This is a genomic window from Modicisalibacter radicis, from assembly GCF_900961225.1.
GTDB lineage: Bacteria > Pseudomonadota > Gammaproteobacteria > Pseudomonadales > Halomonadaceae > Modicisalibacter.
In genome coordinates this window covers 1-433 of the sequence record NZ_CAAHFN010000007.1, presented here as the reverse complement: position 1 = coordinate 433, position 433 = coordinate 1, and the positions used below count along the sequence as shown (strand labels likewise).

The following is a 433-nucleotide window of genomic DNA, read 5'->3' as shown; positions in this document are numbered from 1 at the left end:
GAATATTATTTTAAGGACGAGTTTGCTCTTTTATTTGCTAACTGGCTTACCAATACTCCTGGGCTTTATCAGTTGCAAGTGGTTAAATCAGCGCGATTAATTGCCATTCCGTTAGCTGTATTTGAGCAGCCCGATTGGCAACAACTAAAACAACATTTATTGACCCAACAATTAGTGTTTAAAGAAGCTAAAGAGGCTTTTTTATTATTAAATACACCAGAGCAGCGCTATCGCTATTTATTAGCGCAAAAACCACACTGGATTGCGCAATTGACGCTAACCGAAGTGGCGATGTATATCGGCATTTCTGCTATTTCTTTATCACGAATTCGTCAGCGCCTTAACTTAAGTTAAGGCGCTGCAAGGCTAGGTTAAATTAGACTGCTGTTTTTTTCAGGAGTCACTATGTTTTTAGTTTCACAATGCTTAGTCG

1 protein-coding gene is annotated in these 433 nt (G+C 38.8%); it reads left to right on the top strand.

Features of this window, described 5'->3' with window-relative positions; all coding sequences use genetic code 11:
- Positions 1-354: cyclic nucleotide-binding domain-containing protein (locus HR9077_RS00025; protein WP_458692898.1), on the top strand; the 354-nt coding region annotated here is incomplete at its 5' end.
- Between the last annotated feature and the right edge of the window lie 79 nt (positions 355-433).